Raw genomic sequence first — 24,487 nt, 5'->3', positions numbered from 1 at the left:
TCGAAGCCCGCCTCGCGCGGGCTTTTTTGCGTCAGCAGACCGCGACCGCGACAGTTCGCTAAACACTCGATCGCCCACTAAAATCTCACTATATGGACTCAACATTCACATATTGGTGATTCTCAAAAGTCGCCCTACAATCCAAGCCAACATGCATCGCGAGTCGGCGCCCCAGCGCGCCGCAACAGCGAACTGCGACAGAAAAAAACCGGAGACGAGACCGACCATGTCTGGTAGCCAACCACAGCAGCCGCGCGAGCGCGGCGCCGCACCTGTTTCCGCCCTGTTCTCCGGCCCCGCGCGCTAAGCGCAGAAACCATCCGAAGGCGAATCGCCATGAACAAAGCGATGCCCACTCCCGCCGCCAGCGCGACCGAGGCCGCGCAGGGCTCGAACGGCGGGCCGAACAGCGCCGCGAATCCGGCGCCGAATTCCGCGCCGCGCGAGGCTTCAGCCGTCACCGCCAATGTCGCTGCCAGCGCGTCCGTTACCGCGAGGGCGTCGCGCCCGGTGGCGCGCGCGGCGACCGTCGACGGTCTCGGGCTGCCGGTCACGCTGCTGGAAATCACGCCGCAGCAGGCCGGCACGCAGACGCTGTTGCGCGGCCTTGCGATTCTCGAGGCGGCCGCGGCCGGTGTGCGCGATCTGCGCAGCTTCGGCGCCGCGCTCGGCACGACCCGCAGCACCACGCACCGGCTCGTCAGCAGCCTCGTGCAGGCGCGCTATCTGCGCCAGGTGCAGGGCGGCTATCTGCTCGGGCCGAAGCTGATCGAGCTCGGCACGATCGCGCTCGAACAGATGCCACTGACGGCCGTCGCGCGTCCGCACCTCGAGTCGCTGGCCGAGCAGACGCTCGACACGATCCACCTCGGCGTGCGCGACGGCGACGACGTGCTGTATATCGACAAGATCCCCGGCACGCGCGGCCTCGAAATGCGCTCGCGCGTCGGCCATCGGATGCCGCTCGCGTCGACCGGCATCGGCAAGGCGATGATGCTCGACCTCGCGCCGGACGCATGGCAGTCGCTGTTCGACGCGTCGCGCCGCGCGCTCGCGGGCGTCAGCTTCAAGCCGGACAACCGCCCCGATGCGCCGACCTTCCTGCAGCGCATGACGAACTACGCGGCCGGCGGCTACACGTTCGATCTCGAAGAGAACGAAGCGGCGATCCGTTGCGTCGCGGCGCCGGTGCGCGATGCGTCGGGCGCGATCGTCGCGGCGTTGTCGGTGGCCAGCACGATTCCCTATATGCCGCTCGAACGGATGGACGAACTGATTCCGGTCGTGCAGCGCGAGGCGCGCGCGATATCGGAAGAACTCGGTTGGCGCGCACCGCGACCGGCCACGCGCAGGATCAAGCGATGAAACAAGCGGGCACCGCCACGCTGGCGAACCACCGGGCGCCCGCCGCGCCCACCTCGGGCGTGAAGCCGGACGCGACCGCCGCCGCCGATACCGCCGCCGTCGATTTCACGCACGCCGCGCTGATCGCGCTCGACTGGGGCACGACGTCGCTGCGCGCCTATCTGTTCGACGCGCACGGTCGCGTGCTGGCGACGCGCGCATCGACGGCCGGCATCATGAATCTGCCGCGTGGCGCGGCCGAGGGCGGCTTCGACGCCGCGTTCGACGACGCCTGCGGCGCATGGCTCGACCATGCGCGCGGCGTGCCGGTGATCGCGGCGGGGATGGTCGGCAGCGCGCAGGGCTGGCTCGAAGCGCCGTATGTCGAGACACCCGCGAACGCCGATGCGCTGGTGGCCGGTATCGTCCGCGTGCAGACCGCGCGCGGCGCGACGCTGCATATCGTGCCGGGCGTGCTGCAACGCGGGGAATTGCCGAACGTGATGCGCGGCGAGGAGACGCAAATTTTCGGCGCGCTCAGCGCGGACGCGGACGGCGCGCACGACGCGAACTCGGTCGACAGCAACGCCCGCTCGCTGATCGGCCTGCCCGGCACGCACGCGAAATGGGCGGTCGTGCAGGCGGAGCGCATCGAGCGCTTTCATACGTTCATGACCGGCGAGGTGTTCGCCGCGCTGCGCGAGCACACGATTCTCGGCCGCACGATGATCACGCCCGATCGCCCGGATACCGAAGCATTTCTGCGCGGCGTGAACATCGCGCGCGAGAAGGGCCAGGCAGGCGTGCTCGCGACCGTGTTCAGCACGCGCACGCTCGGCTTGACCGGCGCGCTGTCGAGCGAGGCACAGCCGGACTATCTGTCGGGCCTGCTGATCGGGCACGAACTCGCCGGCCTCGAAGCGGTACTCGCGCAGCAAGGCAGCTCGCTCGCGCAGCAGAGTCTGCGGCTGATCGGCAACGACGCGCTGTGCGAGCGCTACCGCCTCGCGCTCGCGCAATTCGGCTGTCTGCGCGCGGAGCCGGTCAGGCATGCAACCGAACGCGGCCTGTGGCGCGTCGCCGTCGAAGCGAAGCTCGTCCGGCCGTCCGCCCAGGCGGCGCGCGCAGGCTGACCGGCGGCAGAGCCCTTTACGACGCTCACGAAACAAGGAACCGACATGCAACCACACATCAATCTGCCCGCACCGTACATGCCGCACGCGGGTCTGATCGCCGCGTTCGAAGCCTGTCCGCTGATCGCGATCCTGCGCGGCGTCACGCCCGCCGACGCGGCCGATCACGGTCAGGCCCTGTACGAAGCCGGTTTTCGCATCGTCGAAGTACCGCTCAATTCGCCGCAGCCGTTCGACAGCATCTCGGCGATCCGCAAGGTGCTGCCGGCCGACGCGATCGTCGGCGCGGGCACGGTGCTGCATCCGCTGTTGGTGGACGACGTGAAGGCCGCGGGCGGCGAACTCATCGTGATGCCGCACAGCGATCCGGAAGTCGTGATCGCCGCGAAGGCGCGGGGCCTCGCCTGCGCGCCCGGCGTCGCGACGCCGACCGAGGCGTTCATCGCGCTGAAGAACGGCGCGGACGTGCTGAAGATGTTCCCCGCCGAGCAGCTCGGCTGCCAGGTCGTCAAGGCATGGCGCGCGGTGATCGCCGCGCAGGTGCCGCTCGTGCCGGTCGGCGGCGTCACGCCGGACAACATGGGGCCGTTCCTGAGCGCCGGCGCGAACGGTTTCGGCCTCGGCTCGGCGCTGTACAAGCCGGGCCAGAGCGCGGCGGTGACCGCGTCGCATGCGAAGGCGTTCATCAACGGTCTGCGGATCGCCCGCGCGGGCGTGAAGAAATGAACCGGCTCGCCGGCAAAGCCGCTCTCGTGACGGGCGCTGGACGTGGCATAGGCGCGGCGATCGCGCTGGCGTTCGCGCGCGAAGGCGCGGCGGTCGTGCTGGCGGAACTCGACTTCGACACGGCGCAGCGCACGGCCGCGCAGATCGAGGCGGAAGTTGGCACCGGCGCCGGCGCGCGCGTGCTCGCGGTGCAGACCGACGTGACGCAACCGGCGTCGGTGCGGCACGCGGTCAGCGAAGGCGAACGCGCGTTCGGCGCGCTCGACATCCTCGTCAACAACGCGGGCATCAACGTGTTCTGCGATCCGCTGACGATGACCGACGCCGACTGGCGGCGCTGCTTCGCGGTCGATCTCGACGGCGTGTGGAACGGCTGTCGCGCGGTGCTGCCGGGCATGGTCGAGCGCGGCGCGGGCAGCATCGTGAACATCGCGTCGACGCACGCGTTCAAGATCATTCCGGGCTGCTTTCCGTACCCGGTCGCGAAGCACGGCGTGATTGGCCTCACGCGCGCGCTCGGCATCGAGTACGCGCCGCGCAACGTGCGCGTGAACGCGATCGCGCCGGGCTACATCGAGACGCAGCTGACGCACGACTGGTGGAACGAGCAGTCCGATCCGGCCGCCGCGCAGCAGGCGACACTCGATCTGCAGCCGATGAAGCGCATCGGCCGTCCGGAGGAGGTGGCGATGACCGCGGTGTTCCTCGCGTCGGACGAAGCGCCGTTCATCAATGCGAGCTGCATCACCGTCGATGGCGGGCGCTCGGCGCTGTATCACGACTGAATTCGCATCGCCAGAAGACGCACAGAACACCGGACGACGCGCTGGCCGCGTGTGTCAGACCGGTACAAGAAGACGCGGCCGATTACCTTCTCGTTATCAATTAGTCAGGAGACACGCATTATGAAACGCAGAATTTTCCTCACGCTGGCAGCGGCGGCGGCGGGTGTGCTTCTCAACGCACCGGTCGTACAGGCCGCCGATTCGGTCAAGATCGGCTTTCTCGTGAAGCAGCCGGAAGAACCGTGGTTCCAGGACGAATGGAAGTTCGCCGAGATCGCCGCCAAGGAGAAGGGCTTCACGCTCGTGAAGATCGGCGCGCCGTCGGGCGAGAAGGTGATGAGCGCAATCGATAACCTCGCCGCGCAGAAGGCACAGGGCTTCGTGATCTGCACACCCGACGTCAAGCTCGGGCCGGGCATCGTCGCGAAGGCGAAGGCGGACGGCCTGAAGATGATGACGGTCGACGACCGCCTCGTCGACGGCGCGGGCAAGCCGATCGAAGCGGTGCCGCACATGGGCATCTCGGCGTATAACATCGGCAAGCAGGTCGGCGACGGCATCGCGGCTGAAATCAAGAAGCGCGGCTGGGACATGAAGGACGTCGGCGCGATCGACGTGACCTACGAGCAGTTGCCGACCGCGCATGACCGCACCACCGGCGCAACCGACGCGCTGGTCGCCGCGGGCTTCCCGAAAGCGAACATCGTCACCGCGCCGCAGGCGAAGACCGACACGGAAAACGCGTTCAACGCCGCCAACATCGCGCTGACGAAGAACCCGCAGTTCAAGCACTGGGTCGCTTACGCGCTGAACGACGAAGGCGTGCTCGGCGCGGTGCGCGCGGCGGAAGGCCGTGGCTTCAAGGCCGACAACATGATCGGCATCGGCATCGGCGGTTCGGAGTCCGCGATGAACGAGTTCAAGAAGCCGCAGCCGACGGGCTTCTACGGCACCGTGATCATCAGCCCGAAGCGCCACGGCGAGGAAACCTCGGAACTGATGTACGCGTGGATCACGCAGGGCAAGGAACCGCCGCTGCTGACGCTGACGACCGGCATGCTGGCGACGCGCGACAACGTCGGCGAAGTGCGCGAGAAGATGGGCCTCGCGTCGAAGTAATCGCAAGACTTGCGGTGGTATGAAGTACACCGCCGGCGCGTCGCTTTCCCTGCCTGGCGCAGGGGACGGCGCGCCGGCGGCGAGAGACGATCTGCGGTAGACAGACGGACCGCGCGCGATACGCGTACGGTCAACATGAAGCAGCAATATCTTGCATGGGACCGGAGTAAGCGCTAAAGCGCTAACTCCGGTCGACAAGGAGGCGAAGTGTCAGCGACGCTACGTTTTGACAATATCGGCAAGGTTTTTCCAGGCGTGCGTGCGCTCGACGGCGTGTCCTTCGACGTCAACGTCGGCCAGGTGCACGGCCTGATGGGCGAAAACGGCGCGGGAAAATCGACGCTGCTGAAAATTCTCGGCGGCGAGTATCAGCCCGATTCGGGCCGCATGCTGATCGACGGCAACGAGGTGCGCTTTCCGAGCGCGGCCGCGTCGATCGGTGCCGGCATCGCGGTGATTCACCAGGAACTGCAGTACGTGCCCGACCTCACGGTCGCGGAGAATCTGCTGCTCGGCCAGCTGCCCAATGCGCTCGGCTGGGTCAACAAGCGCGAGGCGAAGCGCTTCGTGCGCGAGCGGCTCGAAGCGATGGGCGTCGCGCTCGATCCGAACGCGAAGTTGCGCAAGCTGTCGATCGCGCAACGGCAGATGGTCGAAATCTGCAAGGCGCTGATGCGCAACGCGCGCGTGATCGCGCTCGACGAGCCGACCAGCTCGCTGTCGCACCGCGAGACCGAGGTGCTGTTCAAGCTGGTGCGCGATCTGCGCGCCGACAACCGCGCGATGATCTACATCTCACATCGGATGGACGAGATCTACGAGCTGTGCGACGCGTGCACGATCTTCCGCGACGGCCGCAAGGTCGCGTCGCATCCCACACTAGAAGGCGTGTCGCGCGACACGATCGTCAGCGAGATGGTCGGGCGCGAAATTTCGGACATCTACAGCTATTCGGCGCGGCCGCTCGGCGAAGTGCGTTTCGCGGCGAAGGCGATCGAAGGTCATCCGCTCGCGCAGCCGGCGAGCTTCGAGGTGCGGCGCGGCGAGATCGTCGGCTTCTTCGGACTCGTCGGCGCGGGCCGCAGCGAACTGATGCATCTGGTGTACGGCGCCGAGCATCGCAAGGGCGGCGAACTCATACTCGACGGCAAGCCGATCAAGGTGCGCAGCGCGGGCGAGGCGATTAAACACGGCATCGTGCTGTGCCCCGAGGATCGCAAGGAAGAGGGCATCGTCGCGATGGCGAGCGTTGCGGAGAACATCAACATCAGCTGCCGCCGTCACTATCTGCGCGCGGGCGTGTTTCTCGATCGCAAGAAGGAGGCGCAGACGGCCGACCGTTTCATCAAGCTGCTGAAGATCAAGACGCCGCATCGGCGGCAGAAGATCCGCTTCCTGTCGGGCGGCAACCAGCAGAAGGCGATTCTGTCGCGCTGGCTCGCCGAGCCCGATCTGAAAGTCGTGATTCTCGACGAACCGACACGCGGCATCGACGTCGGCGCGAAACACGAGATCTATAACGTGATCTATCAGCTCGCGGAGCGCGGCTGCGCGATCGTGATGATTTCGTCGGAATTGCCCGAAGTGCTCGGCGTGTCCGACCGGATCGTCGTGATGCGCCAGGGTTGCATTTCCGGCGAGCTCGCGCGCAAGGACGCGACCGAGCAGTCGGTGCTGAGCCTCGCGCTGCCGCAAAGCTCGACCGCGCTGCCTGAAAACGCGAACGCCAACGCCGCCAACCAGAGCGCGTCGCGCGCGGCCTGAACCTTATCCGGACGCGAGTCCGCAACCCGTGGGGAACGGGGAGGAGTATTGAACATGCAAGCCAGAGAAAACCTCGCGCAGCAGACCGCCAAGAGCGCGGCCGACGCGCTGATTCCGCAGACCGGCGACAAGGCCAAATGGTGGCAGCAGATCACCGAATACAGCCTGATCGTGATCTTCATCCTGATGTTCGTCACGATGTCGCTGACCGTCGATCATTTCTTCTCGATCGAGAACATGCTCGGCCTCGCGCTGTCGATCTCGCAGATCGGCATGGTCGCGTGCACGATGATGTTCTGCCTCGCGTCGCGCGACTTCGACCTGTCGGTCGGCTCGACCGTCGCGTTCGCCGGCGTGCTGTGCGCGATGGTGCTCAACGCGACCAACAGCACGGTCATCGCGATCATCGCGGCGGTCGCGGCGGGCGCGGTGATCGGCTTCGTCAACGGCGCGGTGATCGCTTATCTGCGCATCAACGCGCTGATCACGACGCTCGCGACGATGGAAATCGTGCGCGGCCTCGGCTTCATCGTGTCGCATGGGCAGGCGGTCGGCGTGTCGTCGGATACGTTCATCGCGCTCGGCGGCCTGACGTTCTTCGGCGTGTCGCTGCCGATCTGGGTCACGCTGATCTGCTTCATCGTGTTCGGCGTGATGCTTAACCAGACCGTGTACGGCCGCAATACGCTGGCGATCGGCGGTAATCCGGAAGCGTCGCGGCTCGCCGGTATCAACGTGGAGCGCACGCGCGTCTACATCTTTCTGATCCAGGGTGCCGTCACCGCGCTTGCCGGCGTGATTCTCGCGTCGCGTATCACGTCGGGTCAGCCGAACGCCGCCGAAGGCTTCGAGCTGAACGTGATCTCCGCATGCGTGCTCGGCGGCGTGTCGCTGTTGGGCGGCCGCGCGACGATCTCCGGCGTCGTGATCGGCGTGCTGATCATGGGTACGGTCGAGAACGTGATGAACCTGCTGAACATCGACGCGTTCTATCAGTACCTGGTGCGCGGCGCGATCCTGCTCGCGGCCGTGTTGCTCGACCAGTTGAAGAACCGCGGCTCGCGCGATTGAGTCGCTTTCACCCCATCCCAAGCACATCCAAGCTCATAAAGGAATCGAACGATGTCGTCTCCGGCCAATGCAAACGCCAGCCTCGCTGACACCGCGTACGCGCGCTATCCGAGCCTCGTCGACCGTACGGTGCTGATCACGGGCGGCGCGACCGGCATCGGCGCATCGTTCGTCGAGCACTTCGCGGCGCAGGGCGCGCGCGTCGCGTTCTTCGATATCGACGCGAGCGCGGGCGAAGCGCTCGCCGACCAGCTCGGCGATTCGAAGCACAAGCCGCTGTTTCTGGCCTGCGATCTGACCGACGTCGACGCGCTGCAAAAAGCGATCGCCGACGTGAAGGCCGCGCTGGGTCCGATCCAGGTGCTCATCAACAACGCTGCGAACGACAAGCGCCATCAGATCGGCGACGTGACGCGCGAGTCGTTCGACGCGGGCATCGCCGTGAACATCCGCCATCAGTTCTTCGCGGCGCAGGCCGTGATGGAGGACATGAAGGCCGCGCGTAGCGGCTCGATCATCAACCTCGGCTCGATCAGCTGGATGCTGAAGAACGGCGGCTATCCGGTGTACGTGATGTCGAAGTCGGCGGTGCAGGGGTTGACGCGCGGGCTCGCGCGCGACCTCGGCCACTTCAATATCCGCGTCAACACGCTGGTGCCGGGCTGGGTGATGACCGACAAGCAGCTGCGCCTGTGGCTCGACGACAACGGCCGCCGCCAGATCAAGGAAGGCCAGTGCATCGACGCCGAGCTGATGCCGGCCGACCTCGCGCGCATGGCGCTGTTCCTCGCCGCCGACGACAGCCGCATGATCACCGCGCAGGACATCGTCGTCGACGGAGGCTGGGCGTGAGCGCCAGCCCGCGCGTGCAGCGGGCCACGCTGCTGCTCGACGCGCAATGCGAGCTCGGCGAAGGCGCGACCTGGTGCGCGAGGAGCGGCCGCTTCTACTGGACCGACATCGAAGGCGCGCGGCTGTGGCGCTACGATCCGGCCGACGGCCGCAGCGATTCGTTCGACATGCCCGAGCGGCTCGCCACCTTCGCACTGTGCGAAAACCCGCGCTACGTGCTGCTCGGGCTCGCATCGCACCTCGCGTTTTTCGATCTGCAGACAGGCAGCACACAGCGCATCGTCGACGTCGAGCCAGGCATGAATACACGCGTCAACGACGGCCGCTGCGATCGGCAAGGGCGTTTCGTGTTCGGCACCAAGGACGAAAGCGGGCAACGGCAGACGGTCGCCGGCTTTTATCGGTTGAATCACGATCTGTCGCTCGAACGTTTACCGTTGCCAGCGCCGGCGATTTCGAACAGCATCGCATTCAGTCCCGAGGGCGCGACGATGTACTACTGCGATTCGCCGACGCGTGAAATCCGCGCGTGCGACTATCGCGCGGACGGCGGCATCGCGAACGATCGCCTGTTCACTCGCCTGACCGATGCGAACGGCATCCCCGACGGCTCGACCGTCGACAGCGACGGCGGCCTGTGGAACGCGCAATGGGGCGGCGCGCGCGTGGTGCGTTACGGTCCCGATGGCGTGGAAACCGAGCGCATCGACGTGCCGACCACGCAGCCGAGCTGCGTCGCGATCGGCGGTGCCGCGCTCGGCCAGGCCACGGGCAGCGCCCAGGGCGAGACGGCGCTCGACACGCTGTACATCACGAGCGCCTACGCCGAGCTCGATGCGACGGCGCGCGCGGCCGACACGCTCGCGGGCGACCTGTTCGTCGCGACGCTCGCGCGGCGCGGTGTTGCGGAGCCGCTGTTCCAGGGCGCGCCTATCTAGCGCAGAATGACGCAGCCCCGGCCGCACGCCGGGGCCGCGATCCTGAAGGTGAAGCAGAAGTCGATGTGGCAGTTTCGGTCCGCGAGCAATACGCCCGCGATCGGCCGGCAACGAATCGGCAGCATGCAGTTCGGACTCGAGGCGAATTGGTCACAAAAAGTCGCCCGCCACTCCCGTCAACCCTGACGGCAACGTCCCACGCCTCTCGATGGAGCCAGATATGACTGTTGCGAATCTCGTTTCAGCCTCATCCCCAACCTCTCAAACGCGACGCTCGCGACTCGCCGCGGCCGCCAATCCCGTGCTGGCGGGCCCGAGCACGTCGGCGGTGGCCCTCGGCGAAGGCAGCGCCGGCGATGTCGCGTGCATCACGCTCGCCAACTCGCACTTGCGTCTCGATGTCGCGCCGACGCTCGGCGGCGGCGTGACCCGCTTCGACTGGCGCGACGACGGCGCGTTGACGCCGATCTTCCGGCGCTGCAGTCACGTCGGTGTCGATACGCAACCGAACCAGCTGGCCTGCTATCCGCTCTTGCCGTACTCGAACCGCATCGGCGGCGGCCATTTCAGCGTGGCCGGGCGGCGCGTCGAGGTGCCGCGCAACCGCGCCGACGAGCCGCTGCCGATTCACGGCGACGGCTGGCTCGCGCAATGGCAGGTGCTCGACGCGGGCCGCGAGCACGTGCGTCTCGCGCTCGACCGCAGCGACGGCAAGCCGTACGCGTTCCGCGCGACACAAACCTACACGCTGGACGGCCCAACGCTGGTCGTCTCGCTCGACATCGAAAACGCTGGCCGCGAGACGCTGCCGTTCGGGCTCGGCGTGCATCCGTTCTTCGTGCGCGACGCGGACACCGAGCTGTCGGCGGCGGCCGGCGGCCTGTGGCTCTCGGGCGACGACTGGCTGCCGGTGCGCCACGTGCCGGCGCCCCCCGCGTGGCAGTTCGGCGTCGCGTATCCGCTGCCGGAGACGATCGTCAATCACGCGTTCACCGGCTGGAGCGGCCACGCGGCAGTGGTATGGCCGAAGCGCCGTCTGTCGCTGAACATCGCCGCCGACACCGACTATTACGTGCTGTACACGCCGCCCGGCGAAGACTTCTTCTGCTTCGAACCGGTCGATCATCCGATCAATGCGATGAACCTGGCGGGCGGCGCGAGCGAAAACGGCATGACGCTGCTCAAGCGCGGCGAGCGGTTGACGCGCACGTTCCGCTTCACGGTCGAGCGGACTGGACTGCGCTCGATGCCGGGCGGGCGCGGCGCGCGGCGCAGGCAGTAGCCGCAGTCGTAGCCGCCGGGCCGCCGGCCGGACGAACGTCCGAACGGGCGGCCTGGCGCTGCTATCGCCTATGAGGCGCGGGCCGCGCGGTGACCGCCATCGACGGACGGCGTTCGTGGGACAGGTAAAATACGCGCCTCCTCCGATTACCGGCTCGCCGCGAGACTCACCATGTCCAATTTCATCCAGACACTCAACGACGCCTGGCAGCGCACGAATTCGCTGCTGTGCGTTGGCCTCGATCCCGAGCCCAGCAAATTCCCAGGTGCGCTCGCGGGCCGCGCCGACGCGATCTTCGAGTTCTGCCGCACGATCGTCGATGCAACCGCGCCGTACGCGTCGTCGTTCAAGCCGCAGATCGCCTACTTCGCCGCGCATCGCGCAGAAGAGCAGCTCGAGCAGCTGATCGCCCACATTCACGCGAACCATCCGGGCCTGCCGGTGATTCTCGACGCCAAGCGCGGCGATATCGGCAGCACGGCCGGGCAATACGCACGCGAGGCCTTCGAGCGCTACCAGGCCGACGCGGTGACGGTCAATCCGTACATGGGTTTCGATTCGATCGAGCCGTATCTCGAGCACGCAGGCAAGGGCGTGATCGTGCTGTGTCGCACGTCGAACGCGGGTGGCTCGGATCTGCAGTTTCTCGAGACAAGCGGTCGGCCGTTGTATCAGGTCGTCGCGCAACTGGCCGCGCAGAAGTGGAATGCGAGCGGCCAGCTTGGGCTCGTGGTCGGCGCGACGTTTCCGAAGGAAATCGAAGTGGTGCGCGGAATCGTCGGCGACATGCCGCTGCTGATTCCGGGCATCGGCGCGCAAGGGGGCGACGTGCAGGCCACCGTGAGCGCCGGACGCACCGCGAACGGCACCGGCATGCTGATCAACTCTTCGCGCGCGATCATCTACGCGGGCAGGGGCGACGATTTCGCGCAAGCGGCCGCGCAGGCCGCGAAGGACACCCGCGACCGGATCAACGCGTTTCGTTGAACCGGCGGGCGATCCCGCGGCGGGCGATCCCGCGGCGGGCGATCCCGCGGCGGGCGATCCCGCGGCGGCCGGCGCGGCGCGTCAGCGCGCCGGTGCGAGCCGCCCGATCAACCCCGCATGCCGCGGATGCCGCGCCTTCAGCGCGTCCACCTCCGCGAGTTCGAACTCGCTGAATTCGAAACCCGGCGCGACCGTGCAGCCGACCAGCGCGAACGATGCCGGATCGGTGCACTCGGCCGCGAACCACAAGCCGGCCGGCACGACGGCCTGACAGACCGTATCGGGATGCGTGAGCGGATTGCCGAGCCGGTGCGTGACGAGCGCACCGCCGGCATCACTTTCATCGAGCACGTGGACCAGCAGCGGCTCGCCGGCATAGAAATGCCAGACTTCATCGGAACGGATCCGATGCCACGCCGAATGCGCGCCGTCGCACAGCAAGTAATGGATCGCAGTCGACGCCGCACGGGCGTTCCCAACCTCGCTCGGTTCGCCGACGCGCAGCACGCGCGCGGCCGAGCGGTAGGTCTCCGCAAAAAAGCCGCCTTCAGGATGGGGCTTCAGATCGAAGCGGCGGATCAGTTCGTCTGCGATCGCGCGCGAATCCGGCATTGTCCGCCTCCTCGGCGATAGTTAGACGCCGCTCAATGCTCGCGTTCGTCGAGCAGCGCCAGCAGGCCGCGCAGCGCGTGCGCCGCGGCCTGCACGCGGATCTGGTCGCGGTCGCCCTTGAAAATCTTCGTTTCCACCGATGTGTGCAGCCGGTTGCTCCAACTGAACGACACCATGCCGACAGGCTTGGTTTCCGTGCCGCCGCCGGGGCCGGCGACGCCGGTGATCGACAGCGACACCTGCGCTCGGCTGTTGCGCAGCGCGCCTTCGGCCATCGCTCGTGCGACCGGCTCGCTGACCGCGCCGTGCTTTTCGATCAGGTCGGCCGGCACACCGATCATTTCGCTTTTCGCCTGGTTCGAATACGTGACGAAGCCGCGTTCGAACCAGCCGCTGCTGCCGGAGATGTCGGTGATCGCGGTCGCGACCATGCCGCCCGTGCAGGACTCGGCGGTCACGAGCATCAGGCGCTCGTCGCGCAGACGGTTGCTCACGCGGATCGCAAGCTGGTGAACGACGGAATCGGTAGGCATGATCTCAGTCAATCCGGAAAACGAAGCCGCCGGGCGGCGCGGCGAACGGCAGGGGCCGGGCGGCGACCAAAAGAGTCGAACGGTACTCGAACGGTAAACAGGCAGCGCTCAAACCGACATCCGCCACAGCGCAATCACCAGCAACGTAAAAAATGCGGCGATCAGGTCATCGAACATGATGCCAAAGCCACCTTTCAGCCGGCGGTCGAAGTAGCCGATCGGCGGCGGCTTCACCATGTCGAAGAAGCGGAAGATCAGGAACGCCCCCACCTGGCCGGCGAGCGTGGCAGGCGTGACCATCAGCAGCACGAGCCAGAACGCGACGATTTCGTCCCACACGACCGCCGACGGATCCTCGACGCCGAGCCGCTTCGCGGTAAAGCCGCACAACGCGATGCCGCCGAGAAAGCCGACGCCGATCAGCACGCCCCATTCAATAACTGTCAGATAACGACTCAGCACCGCGAACGAGGCCCACCCGAGCAGCGTGCCCATCGTGCCCGGTGCGACGGGCGACAGCCCGCTGCCGAAGCCGAGCGACAGAAGGTGGACTGGATGCGACAGCATGAAGCGCGCGGTCGCGCGGCGCGGCTGAGCAGGCTTCGGCTCGCGCGGTCCAGGCGGCTGGGGCGGCTCGCCGCCGAGGAAGTCGTCGGCGGGGCCGAGCGGGGGGTCATTCTGCATGAAAGTGATCGAAACCTTGCAAGGTCAGAGTGAGCGGCGCGCCGCTGGCGTTGCGCCACGCGATGGCCGGGCGGTCGGTGACCGCCTCCAGTGCGCTTATTGTACCGATGCGGGTGACCGGCACGGCGGCCTTCTGCGCGGCGGCCTCGACCGCGGCGCGCGCGGCGGCGGGCGCGGTGAAGCACAGCTCGTAGTCGTCGCCGCCGGCGAGCGTGCAGCGCTGCTGGACGTCGGGCGGCAGGCGGCGTAGCGCGGCCGAGCGCGGCACCGCATCGACGTCGACGCTCGCGCCCACCGACGAGCGTTCGAGGATGTGCCGCAGATCGCCGGCGAGTCCATCCGACAGGTCGAGCGCCGCGTGTGCGATGCCGCGCAGCGCGAGGCCGAGCGCGATGCGCGGCTCGGGGCGTTCGAGCGCCCGGCGGAACGTCGCGGCGTCATTCGGGGTGGCGGACCATTCGCCGCGCTGCGCGCCGAGGCCGGCGCGCGCGTCGCCGAGAGTGCCGGAGATCCAGATGTCGTCGCCGGGTTGCGCGGCATCGCGGCGCAAGGCTGTTCGTGGCGGCACGCTGCCGAATACCGTAATGCACAGATTGAGCGGCCCGCCTGTCGTATCGCCGCCGATCAGCTCGCAACCGTAGCGCTCGGCGAGCGCGAACAGGCCTTCGCTGAAACCGGAAAGCCAGGCTTCGTCGGCTTTCGGCAGCGAGAAGGCCAGCGTGAACGCCCGCGGCTGCGCGCCCATTGCGGCGAGGTCAGACAGATTGACGGCAAGCGCCTTGTGACCGAGCGCTTCGGGATCGATATCGGCGAAGAAATGACGGCCTTCGACCAGCATGTCCGTCGATATCGCCAGCATTTCGCCGGCAGGCGGCGCCAGCAACGCGCAATCGTCGCCGATGCCGAGCGTGCCGCCTTCGGCATTGGCGGGCCGCACGGCGGCGGCGCGGCGGGCAAAGAAACGATCGATCAGCGAAAACTCGGAAAGCATGATGGCGGACGGTGAGCGGAGAACGATTGGAGAAATGGCGCGGATCAGGGTGATTGAGCGTGATGCCCCGTCGCAAACGCCGGACCATCCGGACAACGGGCAACGCGCGCTTTCACGCTGTTTCAGTCGCGGCTGTTGTACCCGTATTGAAGGAATTGCGTAGGCAATTGGGGCTACAATGCCGTCGAACGTCTATTCTAATCTGCCCTCCGAAGCCCGCCTTATGTCGAATCCCGTCAATACCAAACTCCGCGAAGCAGCTCTCGATTACCACGAGTTTCCGACTCCCGGCAAAATCGCGATCGCCCCGACCAAGCAGATGATCAACCAGCGCGACCTCGCGCTGGCGTATTCGCCTGGCGTCGCGTTCGCGTGCGAGGAAATCGTCGAGAGCCCGCTGAACGCCGCGCGCTTCACCGCGCGCAGCAACCTCGTCGGCGTCGTCACGAACGGGACCGCGGTGCTGGGCCTCGGCAACATCGGGCCGCTCGCGTCGAAGCCGGTCATGGAAGGCAAGGCCGTCCTGTTCAAGAAGTTCGCCGGCATCGACGTGTTCGATATCGAGATCAACGAGAGCGATCCGCACAAGCTGGTCGAGGTGATCGCCGCGCTCGAACCGACCTTCGGCGGCATCAACCTCGAAGACATCAAGGCGCCGGACTGCTTCATCGTCGAGCGCGAATGCCGCAAGCGCATGAAGATTCCGGTCTTCCACGACGACCAGCACGGCACCGCGATCGTCGTCGCGGCGGCGGTCACCAACGGCCTGAAGGTCGTCGGCAAGGACATCAAGGAAGTCAAGCTGGTCGCGTCGGGCGCGGGCGCGGCGGCGCTCGCGTGTCTGGACCTGCTGGTCGACATCGGCCTGCCGCTCGAAAACATCACCGTGACCGACCTCGCGGGCGTCGTGTACAAGGGCCGCACCGAACTGATGGACCCGGACAAGGAGCGTTTCGCGCGTGAAACCGACGCGCGCTCGCTTGCCGAGGTGATCGAAGGCGCGGACGTGTTCCTCGGGTTGTCGGCCGGCGGCGTGCTCAAGCAGGACATGGTCAAGCAGATGGCCGCCAGGCCGCTGATCCTCGCGCTTGCGAACCCGACGCCGGAAATCCTGCCGGAACTCGCGCTCGAAGTGCGTCCGGACGCGGTGCTGTGCACGGGCCGCACCGACTACCCGAACCAGGTCAACAACGTGCTCGTGTTCCCGTTTCTGTTCCGCGGCGCGCTCGACGCCGGCGCGACGACGGTCACGCGCGAAATGGAAATCGCCGCCGTCAACGCGATCGCCGAGCTGGCGCGCCAGGAGCAGAGCGACATCGTCGCGACCGCGTACGGCATCCAGGATCTATCGTTCGGACCGGAATACCTGATTCCGAAACCCTTCGATCCGCGTCTGATCGTGAAGGTCGCGCCCGCGGTGGCGAAGGCCGCGATGGAATGCGGCGTCGCCGAGCGTCCAATCGAGGACATGGACGCGTATGCGCAGCATCTGCAGCAGTTCGTTTATCACAGCGGCACGACGATGAAGCCGATCTTCCAGCTCGCGCGCAGCGTCGAGCCGGAGAAGAAGCGCATCGTGTTCGCGGAAGGCGAAGAAGAGCGTGTGCTGCGCGCGATGCAGATCATCGTCGACGAAAAGCTCGCAAAGCCGATCCTGATCGGCCGGCCGGCCGTGATCGAGCAGCGGATCGCGCGTTATGGCCTGCGGCTCGTCGCGGGGCAGGACTACACGGTCGTCAACACCGATCATGACGAACGTTACCGCGAGTTCTGGCAGGAATACGCGAAGATGATGTCGCGCAAGGGCATCACGACGCAGATGGCCAAGCTCGAGATGCGCCGCCGCACCACGCTGATTGGCTCGATGATGGTCAAGAAGGGCGAGGCGGACGGCATGATCTGCGGCACGGTCAGCACCACACACCGCCACCTGCACTTCATCGATCAGGTGATCGGCAAGAAGCCCGGCGCGAAAGTCTATGCGGCGATGAACGCGCTGGTGCTGCCGAATCGGCAGATTTTCCTCGTCGATACGCACGTGAACGTCGATCCGACACCGGCCGAGCTGGCTGAGATCACGATCATGGCAGCCGAGGAAGTGCGCCGTTTCGGCATCGAGCCGAAGGTTGCACTCGTGTCGCACTCGAACTTCGGTTCGAGCAACGCGCCGACGGCGCAGAAGATGCGCGATACGCTCGAGATCCTGCGCGAACGCGCGCCGGGGCTGCAAGTTGACGGCGAAATGCACGGCGACGTCGCGCTCGACGCCAACCTGCGCCGTGAGGTATTGCCCGATTCGACGCTCGAAGGCGACGCGAACCTGCTGGTGCTGCCGAACATCGACGCGGCCAATATCTCGTACAACCTGCTGAAGACGGCGGCCGGCAACAACATTGCGATTGGCCCAATTCTGCTTGGCGCGGCCAAGCCGGTGCACGTGCTGACGCCGTCGGCGACGGTGCGCCGGATCGTCAACATGACGGCGCTGCTGGTCGCGGACGTCAGCGCAACCCGCTAACCGCGCATCGTGATCGGGCCGCGACGGGCCCGGCGCCGGTTTTCCAACCGGCGTACCTGAAAAAAAAGGCGTGCCCGCAATGGGCACGCCCTCAGGGCAAGCTGGGGATCGCCACCCCGAAAAATGGCAATGACACGGCCTTTCGGCTCAGTGGTTTCAGGCTCTAACAACCGCAATCGAGCGCCTCTGCCAGCGGCCGCTTGCACCGCCCGCACTGCATTCGATCACGATTGAGCTCAGTTTAGCCCGATCGAGCTAAACATTCTGTCAAAAGTCGTCAAAGTCCCCGCCACCGGCTTTTCCGCGGGTGAGGCGGGGTGCCATCGGCCGTCGAACGTTGATTCCAAAGGCTATTAGCGATACCCTTACGACTTTCATGGTCGTCAAACTCGTGATCTGACAGCGGGGAAACCTGATACATGGCACGCAACTGGTTGCGCATGAAAGGCGTGCTGATCGGTGCCGCCGCACTCTGCGTGTTGTCCAGTTCCGCGCCCGAAGCGCTGGCGCGAGATTACTCGGCGCCAACTGGGGTGGAAGCGCAGGTGGGCACCATCGCGCTGGCGCAATTGCCGCGCGAGGCGGTCGATACGTTGAACCTCATTGCCGCCGGCGGGCCTTACCCGTATCAGAAGGACGGCATCGTATTCGGCAACTACGAACGGGTGCTGCCCGCCCACCGGCGCGGCTATTACCACGAATACACCGTCCCCACGCCTCACGCGCGTAATCGCGGGGCGCGCCGCATCGTCTGCGGAGGTCCGCTACAGCGGACCGACAATTGTTATTACTCGGACGACCATTACACCAGTTTTAACCATATTGTTGAATGACATTGGGATGAACGGCATGAGCGACAACATCTACGCGCACGATTCCGGAGTCGCGACGGATCTTTTCGCGGCCGGCGACGGCAATTTGTTCCAACGCGTCATGAAGATGCGCGCCGGCGAGCAGGGTCGCGACAATCAAAGCGAGGCTGCCACGGTGGTTTCATCGAACGAGGAGCCCATGAGCCTTTTCAGGACGGTGCGGCCGAACATCGTGCAGTCGATCCGCGCGTTCCGCGTGCAGGATCTCGCCGACGAGGCCAACCTGCTCGGCCAGCACTTTCTGTATGCGTACTGCGCGAACGCCGCCTCGAAGCAGGAAGTGCTCGAGACGATCGCGACGTCGTTCCTGTTTCCCAGGCATTTCGGCAAGAACTACGACGCGCTCTACGACTGCCTGACCGACCTCGTGCACAAGGCCGGTGCGCAGCCCGGCTTCGTGATCGTGCTCGAACACCTGCCGATCGCGCAGAAATTCGACAAGGAAGGGCGCGAGACGCTGCTCGACGTGTTCCGTGAAGCGGCCGAATTCTGGGCCGAGCGTAAGGTCGCGTTCCGGGTGTTCTACTCGTTCGCTTGAAGTTCGCCGGATTTTCGCCTGTTCAGGCGTAGCTGCTTGAGTCTGACAGTGAACGTCGCGGTATAAACGGCAAAGGCCCGCTAATTGGCGGGCCTTTGCTTTTGTCGCGCTGCTTGGGCAAGCACCCGCTCACCAGCCGCCCCAGCGCGCCGCGAGCCCCGCCAACACTGCGATTCCGACGGTCTCTGTGCGCAGCACACGCGGTCCCAAGCCAATCGCGGTAAAGCCCTGTTCGCCGGCGGCGGCTTCCTCGTCGGCGCAAAGGCCGCCTTCGGGGCCGATCAGCAGCGTCACGCCGCCAGGCGGCGGCGCGTCAGGCAGCGCCGCAAAGCCGATGCTCGCGCGCGGCGATAACAGCAGGCGCAGCTCGTCAGGCGCCGGCTCGCGCGACAGCGTATCGAGCCACGCGCCAATCTCGCACACCGGCATCACGTCCGGAAGCCGATTACGTCCGCACTGTTCGCACGACGCCCGCACCACACCCTGCCAGTGCTGCTGCCGCCGCTGCGCGCGCTCGCCGGTAAGCCGCACGACGCTGCGCGCGGTCGCGAGCGGCACGAAGCCCGAGGCGCCGAGTTCGACCGCCTTCTCGATCAGCCAGTCCATCTTGTCGCCGCCGGCGATGCCTTGGGCGAGCGTCAGCCGATATGGCGGCTCGACCTCGATCGCGCGAAATTCGCCGATTTTCACGCGAGCGGCACGACGCTCGACCTCGACGAGTTCGGCGCCGTATTCGCCGCCCCGGCCGTTGAACAACGCCAGGGAATCGCCTGGCTGCAGACGCAGCACGGCCACGTGGCGCACGACGTCGTCGGGCAGTGCGACCACGTCGTCGGCGTAAAGCGGGATATCAACAAAAAAACGGGGCATCGACGGGAGACTCTTGAATTCAGGACAGGTGGCGGGCGAGTGCCCAGCGATAGCCGTCGATATCCTCGACCTGCGCGAAGCGGTCGCCCCAGAACTGGTCCTGTGGCTCGCTCAGCGACTTCGCGCCGGCCGCGAGCGCGCGAGCATACACGGCGTCGACGTCCTCGACATAGACATAGAACGATTGCGGCGCGATCGTGCCCGCGCTTTTCGGCGTCTTCGCGGTCGAGCCGAACGCGCCTTCAGGCGCGAACATCACGATCAGCTGGCCTTGATAGGTCATCTCGACGTGCATGACGACGCCGTCGTCCTGCACGCTGTCGCGCACGTCGAAACCGAACGCCGCCGAGAAGAATGCCGTCGACGCGCGCGCGTCGCGCACCGTCAGATAGGGGGTGAGCCAGGGCACACCGGCGGGGTGGGGGGCGGTCATGGAGTTCTCCGGATCTCGTGAGGCGGCGAGGCCACGGTTGCGGGTTTCGGTCGGGCGCGGCACGCCGGCATCACACGAACCGATTCGCGCAAGGTGTCCGCGCTTCAAAAGGACGACTTCGTCAACGGGCTCAGTTTATCGCGCGCCGATCGCGCCGCCGAGAATAGCCCCGCGTGCAGGGCTGGTTCGTAATGACGCAGCGAATCGATGCCGCGCGCGGCGAGACGCTCGGTGAGCGTCTCGGCGGTGAGCGCGGCGGGGTCGAGCGTGTCGCTGGCGATCGCCATCAGCCATAGCGAGCCGTAGAGCGGCACGAAGGTGCCTAGCGTGCGCACCTGTGCGAACGCGGCGTGCAGATCGCCGAGCAGCGCGGCGATGCGCGGCGCGTGGTGGTACGGCGAGCCGAGATGGAGCGACAGCAACGCATCAGCACGTAGCACGCGCTTCAACTGCGCGTAGAAGGTCGGCGTGTACAGGCCGGCCGCGGGCGAATCGGGTGGCGTCAGGTCGAATACGACGAGGTCGAACTGCGCGGCCGCGACGTTCGTTGCACCCTGCGTCGCGCGGGCCGCCGCCGCGACGTAGTCCGCCGCATCGCCGATCACCAGCTCGACGCGCGGATCGTCGAACGCACCGCCATGCACCTGCGGCACATGTCCGCGCGTGAGCCGCACGACCTCGGGATCGAGCTCCGCGACGACGATCCGCTCGATGCCCGGATGCCTGAGCAATTGCCTCGCGGCCCCGCCATCGCCGCCGCCGAGCACCAGCGCCGCGCGCGGCGCCGGATGCGCGAGCGCGGCCGGATGCACCATGCATTCGTGGTAGATGAACTCGTCGCCTGCGGACGTCATCGGACGGCCGTCGAGCGTGAACAGCGCGCCGAGCTGCGGCGTGTCCCAGATCTCGATCGTCTGATAACGGGATTCGACACGCTCGACGAGGCGCGCGTGAGGAAAGCCGTAGACGGCGTCGGGACAAGGCTGGAACAATAGCGGGGCGTTCACGGCGGACGGGCTCGATCGGTAGTGCGGGCACACAGCTGCTCGAATTGTAAATGCCGCCTGGCGGTGTGCGTTGAACCTCGCGGCCAGGCGGCTTTCCGGCCGGGTAGGGGTTAACCTTCTGCTAGAATGTGACGCTTTCAGCCTTGTCCGCTTGCTCTGCCCGTTTCGCGTCTCCTGGCGCCGCATCGTGCGCCGTAGCGAAGTGACCGCCGAGCTCCCGGGCCTCAAGCGCGCCCCCGCTTTCTGACTCTGTCTCCGGACTCGACATGACGACCCCGTCTCCCGCACCCACCTCCCTGATGGCCAACGCGATCCGCGCGTTGGCCATGGACGCCGTTCAAAAGGCGAACTCCGGTCACCCCGGCATGCCGATGGGCATGGCCGAAATCGGCGTCGCCCTGTGGTCGCGTCATCTGCGCCATAACCCGAAAAACCCGCAATGGGCCGATCGCGACCGCTTCGTGCTGTCGAACGGTCACGGCTCGATGCTGCTGTACTCGCTGCTGCATCTGACCGGCTACGACCTGCCGATGGACGAGCTGAAGAACTTCCGCCAGCTCCATTCGAAGACGCCGGGTCACCCGGAATACGGCATCACGCCGGGCGTCGAGACGACCACCGGCCCGCTCGGCCAGGGTCTCGCGAACGCGGTCGGCATGGCGCTCGCCGAATCGCTGCTCGCCACCGAATTCAACAAGCCCGACGCCAGGATCGTCGATCACCACACGTACGTGTTCGTCGGCGACGGCTGCCTGATGGAAGGCATCTCGCACGAAGCCTGCTCGCTCGCGGGCGTGCTGAAGCTGAACAAGCTGATCGCGTTCTACGACGACAACGGCATTTCGATCGACGGCGAAGTGATGCACTGGTTCCACGACGACACGCCGAAGCGCTTCGAAGCGTACGGCTGGAACGTGATCCCGAACGTGGTCGGCCATGACGTCGACGCGGTCGACGCGGCGATCAAGCAGGCGAAGCTGTCGGACAAGCCGACGCTGATCTGCTGCAAGACCGTGATCGGTGAAGGCGCGCCGACCAAGGCGGGCTCGCACGATTCGCACGGCGCGCCGCTCGGCGACAAGGAAATCGCGGCGACGCGCGAAGCGATCGGCTGGAAGTGGGAGCCGTTCGTGATCCCGCAGGAAGTCTACACGGCATGGGACGCGAAGGAAGCGGGCGCGCGCTTCGAAGCGGAATGGGACGAGGCGTTCGCTGCCTACGCGGCGAAGTACCCGCAGGAAGCGGCCGAATTCAAGCGCCGCAGCGCGAAGCAACTGCCGGCCGACTGGAAAGATAAGGCGAAAGCGATCATCGCCGGCGCGAACGAGCGCGCTGAGACCGTGGCGACGCGTAAGGCATCGCAGCAGGCAATCGAAGGTCTGTCGGCCGTGTTGCCCGAACTGCTCGGCGGTTCCGCCGACCTGACCGGCTCGAACCTGACCAACTGGAAGGCCGCCAAGCCGGTGCGCGTGAATGCCGAAGGCCGTGCCGCCGGCAACTACGTGAATTACGGCGTGCGCGAATTCGGCATGAGCGCGGCGATCAACGGCGTCGCGCTGCACGGCGGCTACAAGGCGTTCGGCGGCACGTTCCTGACGTTCTCCGACTACAGCCGCAACGCGCTGCGCGTCGCCGCGCTGATGAAGTCGCCGTCGATCTTCGTGTTCACGCACGACTCAATCGGTCTCGGCGAAGACGGCCCGACCCACCAGTCGATCGAACACGTCGCGAGCCTGCGTCTGATCCCGAATCTGCAAACGTGGCGCCCGGCCGACACGGTCGAAACCGCGGTGGCCTGGACCCATGCGATCGAGCATGAAGGTCCGTCGTGCCTGATCTTCAGTCGCCAGAACCTGCAGTTCAACGAGCGCACCGACGCGCAGATCGCCAACATCGAGAAGGGCGGCTACGTGCTGCGCGACTGGGATGAAGAGATCGTCGCGCGTAAGATCATCCTGATCGCGACGGGCTCGGAAGTCGAACTCGCGATGAAAGCCGTCGAGCCGCTCGCGCGCGAAGGCATCGCCGCCCGCGTCGTGTCGATTCCGTCGACGACCGTGTTCGACAGGCAGGACGCCGAGTACCGCGAACGCGTGCTGCCGCATGGCGTGCGTCGCGTCGCGATCGAAGCGGGCGTGTCGGATTTCTGGCGCAAGTACGTGGGTCTGGAAGGCGGCGTGGTCGGCATCGACACGTTCGGCGAATCGGCCCCGGCAGGCGTGCTGTTCAAGCATTTCGGTTTCACCGTCGAGCACGTGGTGGCGACGGTCAAGGCCGCGCTCGGCTGATGGTTGCGTCGCATTGCCGTTGCGCCCCTCGTGGCTGCGCGCGGCAACGCACCGAACCGGAAGTCCGACCAGGCGAACATAGACGGATTTTTTAGCCATCAGGAGATAAATCATGACGATTCGCGTCGCAATCAACGGCTACGGCCGGATCGGCCGCAATACCCTGCGCGCCTTCTATGAAAACGGCAAGAAGCACGATATCGAAATCGTCGCCATCAACGATCTGGGCGATGCGAAGACCAACGCCCACCTGACGCAGTACGACACCGCGCACGGCAAGTTCCCGGGCGACGTGTCGGTGGACGGCGACTACCTCGTCGTGAACGGCGACAAGATCCGCGTGCTGGCGAACCGCAACCCGGCCGAACTGCCGTGGGGCGAGCTGGGCGTCGACGTCGTGATGGAGTGCACGGGCTTTTTCACGACCAAGGAAAAGGCGAGCGCGCACATCAAGGGCGGCGCGAAGAAGGTCATCATCTCGGCGCCGGGCGGTAAGGACGTCGACGCGACCGTCGTCTACGGCGTGAACCACAACGTGCTGAAGGCATCGGACACGGTCATCTCGAACGCATCGTGCACGACCAACTGCCTCGCGCCGCTGGTCAAGCCGCTGAACGACAAGATCGGCCTCGTGAACGGCCTGATGACGACAATCCACGCGTACACGAACGACCAGGTTCTGACCGACGTGTACCACGAAGACCTGCGCCGCGCGCGTTCGGCCACGCATAGCCAGATCCCGACCAAGACCGGCGCGGCATCGGCGGTCGGCCTCGTGCTGCCGGAACTGAACGGCAAGCTCGACGGCTACGCAATCCGCGTCCCGACGATCAACGTGTCGGTCGTCGACCTGTCGTTCATCGCCGCGCGCGACACGACGGTCGAGGAAGTCAACGCGATCATGAAGGAAGCATCGGAAGGCGCGCTGAAGGGCGTCCTCGGTTACAACGACGCACCGCTCGTGTCGATCGACTACAACCACAATCCGGCTTCGTCGACGTTCGACTCGACGCTGACCAAGGTGTCGGGCCGTCTCGTGAAGGTGTCGAGCTGGTACGACAACGAGTGGGGCTTCTCGAACCGCATGCTGGACACGGCTGTGGCGCTCGCGAACGCGAAGTAAGTTTCGGGTTTCACGCT

Annotated in this window: 23 protein-coding genes; 16 read left to right on the top strand and 7 right to left on the bottom strand. The window is 66.2% G+C overall.

All coding sequences use genetic code 11. The features are described 5' to 3' along the window. The first annotated feature begins 336 nt into the window (after positions 1 to 336). The 11 genes from HDG32_RS11605 to pyrF all read left to right on the top strand — a co-directional run bounded on the left by HDG32_RS11605 (position 337) and on the right by pyrF (position 12,001). The gene (locus tag HDG32_RS11605) at positions 337 to 1,365 is read left to right on the top strand and encodes an IclR family transcriptional regulator (protein WP_184066825.1); all 1,029 of its coding nucleotides are present in this window, start codon (positions 337 to 339) and stop codon (positions 1,363 to 1,365) included. Next, positions 1,362 to 2,477, top strand: a complete 1,116-nt coding sequence (locus HDG32_RS11600; protein ID WP_184066822.1) for a 2-dehydro-3-deoxygalactonokinase — start codon at positions 1,362 to 1,364, stop codon at positions 2,475 to 2,477. Before HDG32_RS11605 ends, HDG32_RS11600 begins: the two co-directional genes overlap by 4 nt. Positions 2,478 to 2,522: 45 nt before the next feature. Beyond that, positions 2,523 to 3,203 carry a 2-dehydro-3-deoxy-6-phosphogalactonate aldolase gene (locus tag HDG32_RS11595; protein ID WP_184066819.1) on the top strand — a complete coding sequence of 227 codons (681 nt, stop codon included), beginning with the start codon at positions 2,523 to 2,525 and terminating at the stop codon, positions 3,201 to 3,203. Then, positions 3,200 to 3,988, top strand: a complete 789-nt coding sequence (locus HDG32_RS11590; protein WP_184066816.1) for an SDR family oxidoreductase — start codon at positions 3,200 to 3,202, stop codon at positions 3,986 to 3,988. The genes HDG32_RS11595 and HDG32_RS11590 overlap by 4 nt, the downstream gene beginning before the upstream one ends. Positions 3,989 to 4,108: 120 nt before the next feature. Next, positions 4,109 to 5,107: an arabinose ABC transporter substrate-binding protein gene (locus HDG32_RS11585; protein ID WP_184066814.1), complete on the top strand. Its 999-nt coding sequence runs from the start codon at positions 4,109 to 4,111 to the stop codon at positions 5,105 to 5,107. Positions 5,108 to 5,314: 207 nt separating this feature from the next. Then, entirely contained in the window at positions 5,315 to 6,871 is a 1,557-nt protein-coding gene (gene araG / locus HDG32_RS11580; RefSeq protein ID WP_184066812.1) for an L-arabinose ABC transporter ATP-binding protein AraG, read from the top strand. Positions 6,872 to 6,925: 54 nt separating this feature from the next. Further along, entirely contained in the window at positions 6,926 to 7,942 is a 1,017-nt protein-coding gene (araH, locus tag HDG32_RS11575; protein ID WP_184022903.1) for an L-arabinose ABC transporter permease AraH, read from the top strand. A gap of 51 nt (positions 7,943 to 7,993) precedes the next feature. After that, positions 7,994 to 8,794, top strand: a complete 801-nt coding sequence (locus HDG32_RS11570; RefSeq protein WP_090801880.1) for an SDR family NAD(P)-dependent oxidoreductase — start codon at positions 7,994 to 7,996, stop codon at positions 8,792 to 8,794. Then, positions 8,791 to 9,732, top strand: coding sequence for an SMP-30/gluconolactonase/LRE family protein (locus tag HDG32_RS11565; protein WP_184066810.1), 942 nt, complete (start codon positions 8,791 to 8,793; stop codon positions 9,730 to 9,732). Before HDG32_RS11570 ends, HDG32_RS11565 begins: the two co-directional genes overlap by 4 nt. A gap of 220 nt (positions 9,733 to 9,952) precedes the next feature. Next, a complete protein-coding gene (locus HDG32_RS11560; RefSeq protein WP_184066808.1) occupies positions 9,953 to 11,014 on the top strand; it encodes an aldose 1-epimerase in 1,062 nt (353 codons plus the stop codon). A gap of 171 nt (positions 11,015 to 11,185) precedes the next feature. Continuing rightward, on the top strand, positions 11,186 to 12,001 hold the full coding sequence (pyrF, locus tag HDG32_RS11555; RefSeq protein WP_184066806.1) for an orotidine-5'-phosphate decarboxylase: 816 nt from the start codon (positions 11,186 to 11,188) through the stop codon (positions 11,999 to 12,001). Between the two features lie 81 nt (positions 12,002 to 12,082). Here the strand turns inward: pyrF and HDG32_RS11550 are convergent, their stop codons facing one another. From HDG32_RS11550 to thiL, 4 genes are all read right to left on the bottom strand, one after another. After that, positions 12,083 to 12,613, bottom strand: coding sequence for a cupin domain-containing protein (locus tag HDG32_RS11550; protein WP_184066804.1), 531 nt, complete (start codon positions 12,611 to 12,613; stop codon positions 12,083 to 12,085). A gap of 32 nt (positions 12,614 to 12,645) precedes the next feature. Next, the gene (locus HDG32_RS11545; protein ID WP_184022908.1) at positions 12,646 to 13,146 is read right to left on the bottom strand and encodes a CinA family protein; all 501 of its coding nucleotides are present in this window, start codon (positions 13,144 to 13,146) and stop codon (positions 12,646 to 12,648) included. 108 nt (positions 13,147 to 13,254) lie between these two features. Next, complete coding sequence (locus HDG32_RS11540) at positions 13,255 to 13,830, bottom strand: phosphatidylglycerophosphatase A (protein ID WP_184066802.1); 576 nt, start codon at positions 13,828 to 13,830, stop codon at positions 13,255 to 13,257. Beyond that, a complete protein-coding gene (thiL, locus tag HDG32_RS11535; RefSeq protein WP_184066799.1) occupies positions 13,820 to 14,821 on the bottom strand; it encodes a thiamine-phosphate kinase in 1,002 nt (333 codons plus the stop codon). The genes HDG32_RS11540 and thiL overlap by 11 nt, the downstream gene beginning before the upstream one ends. A gap of 178 nt (positions 14,822 to 14,999) precedes the next feature. Here thiL and HDG32_RS11530 point away from each other — a divergent pair, with 178 nt between their 5' ends. From HDG32_RS11530 to HDG32_RS11520, 3 genes are all read left to right on the top strand, one after another. After that, positions 15,000 to 17,339 (top strand): NADP-dependent malic enzyme, encoded by a 2,340-nt coding sequence (locus HDG32_RS11530; RefSeq protein WP_184066796.1) that lies wholly within the window; start codon positions 15,000 to 15,002, stop codon positions 17,337 to 17,339. 419 nt (positions 17,340 to 17,758) lie between these two features. Continuing rightward, a complete protein-coding gene (locus tag HDG32_RS11525; RefSeq protein WP_184066793.1) occupies positions 17,759 to 18,172 on the top strand; it encodes a ribonuclease in 414 nt (137 codons plus the stop codon). Positions 18,173 to 18,188: 16 nt separating this feature from the next. Then, positions 18,189 to 18,749 (top strand): barstar family protein, encoded by a 561-nt coding sequence (locus HDG32_RS11520; protein WP_184066790.1) that lies wholly within the window; start codon positions 18,189 to 18,191, stop codon positions 18,747 to 18,749. A 129-nt stretch (positions 18,750 to 18,878) separates the two neighbouring features. On the opposite strand, the gene HDG32_RS11515 is transcribed toward HDG32_RS11520, so the two are convergent. The 3 genes from HDG32_RS11515 to speE all read right to left on the bottom strand — a co-directional run bounded on the left by HDG32_RS11515 (position 18,879) and on the right by speE (position 21,059). Continuing rightward, positions 18,879 to 19,619, bottom strand: a complete 741-nt coding sequence (locus HDG32_RS11515; protein ID WP_184066787.1) for a 16S rRNA (uracil(1498)-N(3))-methyltransferase — start codon at positions 19,617 to 19,619, stop codon at positions 18,879 to 18,881. Positions 19,620 to 19,638: 19 nt separating this feature from the next. Next, positions 19,639 to 20,052 (bottom strand): glyoxalase/bleomycin resistance/extradiol dioxygenase family protein, encoded by a 414-nt coding sequence (locus HDG32_RS11510; RefSeq protein WP_090801864.1) that lies wholly within the window; start codon positions 20,050 to 20,052, stop codon positions 19,639 to 19,641. Between the two features lie 104 nt (positions 20,053 to 20,156). Beyond that, entirely contained in the window at positions 20,157 to 21,059 is a 903-nt protein-coding gene (speE, locus tag HDG32_RS11505) for a polyamine aminopropyltransferase (protein WP_184066785.1), read from the bottom strand. Between the two features lie 266 nt (positions 21,060 to 21,325). On the opposite strand from speE, the gene tkt reads away from it, so the two are divergent. Both tkt and gap read left to right on the top strand, forming a co-directional pair. Continuing rightward, positions 21,326 to 23,347, top strand: a complete 2,022-nt coding sequence (tkt, locus tag HDG32_RS11500) for a transketolase (protein ID WP_184066782.1) — start codon at positions 21,326 to 21,328, stop codon at positions 23,345 to 23,347. 112 nt (positions 23,348 to 23,459) lie between these two features. Beyond that, positions 23,460 to 24,470: a type I glyceraldehyde-3-phosphate dehydrogenase gene (gap, locus tag HDG32_RS11495; protein ID WP_184066779.1), complete on the top strand. Its 1,011-nt coding sequence runs from the start codon at positions 23,460 to 23,462 to the stop codon at positions 24,468 to 24,470. Positions 24,471 to 24,487: the final 17 nt, after the last annotated feature.

Source organism: Paraburkholderia sp. CI2, from assembly GCF_014201055.1.
In the GTDB taxonomy this organism is placed as follows: Bacteria; Pseudomonadota; Gammaproteobacteria; order Burkholderiales; family Burkholderiaceae; genus Paraburkholderia; species Paraburkholderia tuberum.
This window is presented reverse-complemented; position numbering and strand designations above follow the sequence as displayed.

What these genes read in the sequence shown, in the direction of transcription:
- HDG32_RS11605 (WP_184066825.1), top strand. Translation starts at nt 337, where the DNA reads ATGAACAAAGCGATGCCCACTCCCGCCGCCAGCGCGACCGAGGCCGCG.
- HDG32_RS11540 (WP_184066802.1), bottom strand. Translation starts at nt 13,830, where the DNA reads ATGCAGAATGACCCCCCGCTCGGCCCCGCCGACGACTTCCTCGGCGGC.
- gap (WP_184066779.1), top strand. Translation starts at nt 23,460, where the DNA reads ATGACGATTCGCGTCGCAATCAACGGCTACGGCCGGATCGGCCGCAAT.
- araH (WP_184022903.1), top strand. Translation starts at nt 6,926, where the DNA reads ATGCAAGCCAGAGAAAACCTCGCGCAGCAGACCGCCAAGAGCGCGGCC.
- HDG32_RS11520 (WP_184066790.1), top strand. Translation starts at nt 18,189, where the DNA reads ATGAGCGACAACATCTACGCGCACGATTCCGGAGTCGCGACGGATCTT.
- HDG32_RS11585 (WP_184066814.1), top strand. Translation starts at nt 4,109, where the DNA reads ATGAAACGCAGAATTTTCCTCACGCTGGCAGCGGCGGCGGCGGGTGTG.
- HDG32_RS11510 (WP_090801864.1), bottom strand. Translation starts at nt 20,052, where the DNA reads ATGACCGCCCCCCACCCCGCCGGTGTGCCCTGGCTCACCCCCTATCTG.
- HDG32_RS11515 (WP_184066787.1), bottom strand. Translation starts at nt 19,619, where the DNA reads ATGCCCCGTTTTTTTGTTGATATCCCGCTTTACGCCGACGACGTGGTC.
- HDG32_RS11545 (WP_184022908.1), bottom strand. Translation starts at nt 13,146, where the DNA reads ATGCCTACCGATTCCGTCGTTCACCAGCTTGCGATCCGCGTGAGCAAC.
- HDG32_RS11600 (WP_184066822.1), top strand. Translation starts at nt 1,362, where the DNA reads ATGAAACAAGCGGGCACCGCCACGCTGGCGAACCACCGGGCGCCCGCC.
- HDG32_RS11530 (WP_184066796.1), top strand. Translation starts at nt 15,000, where the DNA reads ATGCCGTCGAACGTCTATTCTAATCTGCCCTCCGAAGCCCGCCTTATG.
- pyrF (WP_184066806.1), top strand. Translation starts at nt 11,186, where the DNA reads ATGTCCAATTTCATCCAGACACTCAACGACGCCTGGCAGCGCACGAAT.
- thiL (WP_184066799.1), bottom strand. Translation starts at nt 14,821, where the DNA reads ATGCTTTCCGAGTTTTCGCTGATCGATCGTTTCTTTGCCCGCCGCGCC.
- HDG32_RS11525 (WP_184066793.1), top strand. Translation starts at nt 17,759, where the DNA reads ATGGCACGCAACTGGTTGCGCATGAAAGGCGTGCTGATCGGTGCCGCC.
- HDG32_RS11595 (WP_184066819.1), top strand. Translation starts at nt 2,523, where the DNA reads ATGCAACCACACATCAATCTGCCCGCACCGTACATGCCGCACGCGGGT.
- HDG32_RS11590 (WP_184066816.1), top strand. Translation starts at nt 3,200, where the DNA reads ATGAACCGGCTCGCCGGCAAAGCCGCTCTCGTGACGGGCGCTGGACGT.
- HDG32_RS11560 (WP_184066808.1), top strand. Translation starts at nt 9,953, where the DNA reads ATGACTGTTGCGAATCTCGTTTCAGCCTCATCCCCAACCTCTCAAACG.
- tkt (WP_184066782.1), top strand. Translation starts at nt 21,326, where the DNA reads ATGACGACCCCGTCTCCCGCACCCACCTCCCTGATGGCCAACGCGATC.
- HDG32_RS11550 (WP_184066804.1), bottom strand. Translation starts at nt 12,613, where the DNA reads ATGCCGGATTCGCGCGCGATCGCAGACGAACTGATCCGCCGCTTCGAT.
- HDG32_RS11570 (WP_090801880.1), top strand. Translation starts at nt 7,994, where the DNA reads ATGTCGTCTCCGGCCAATGCAAACGCCAGCCTCGCTGACACCGCGTAC.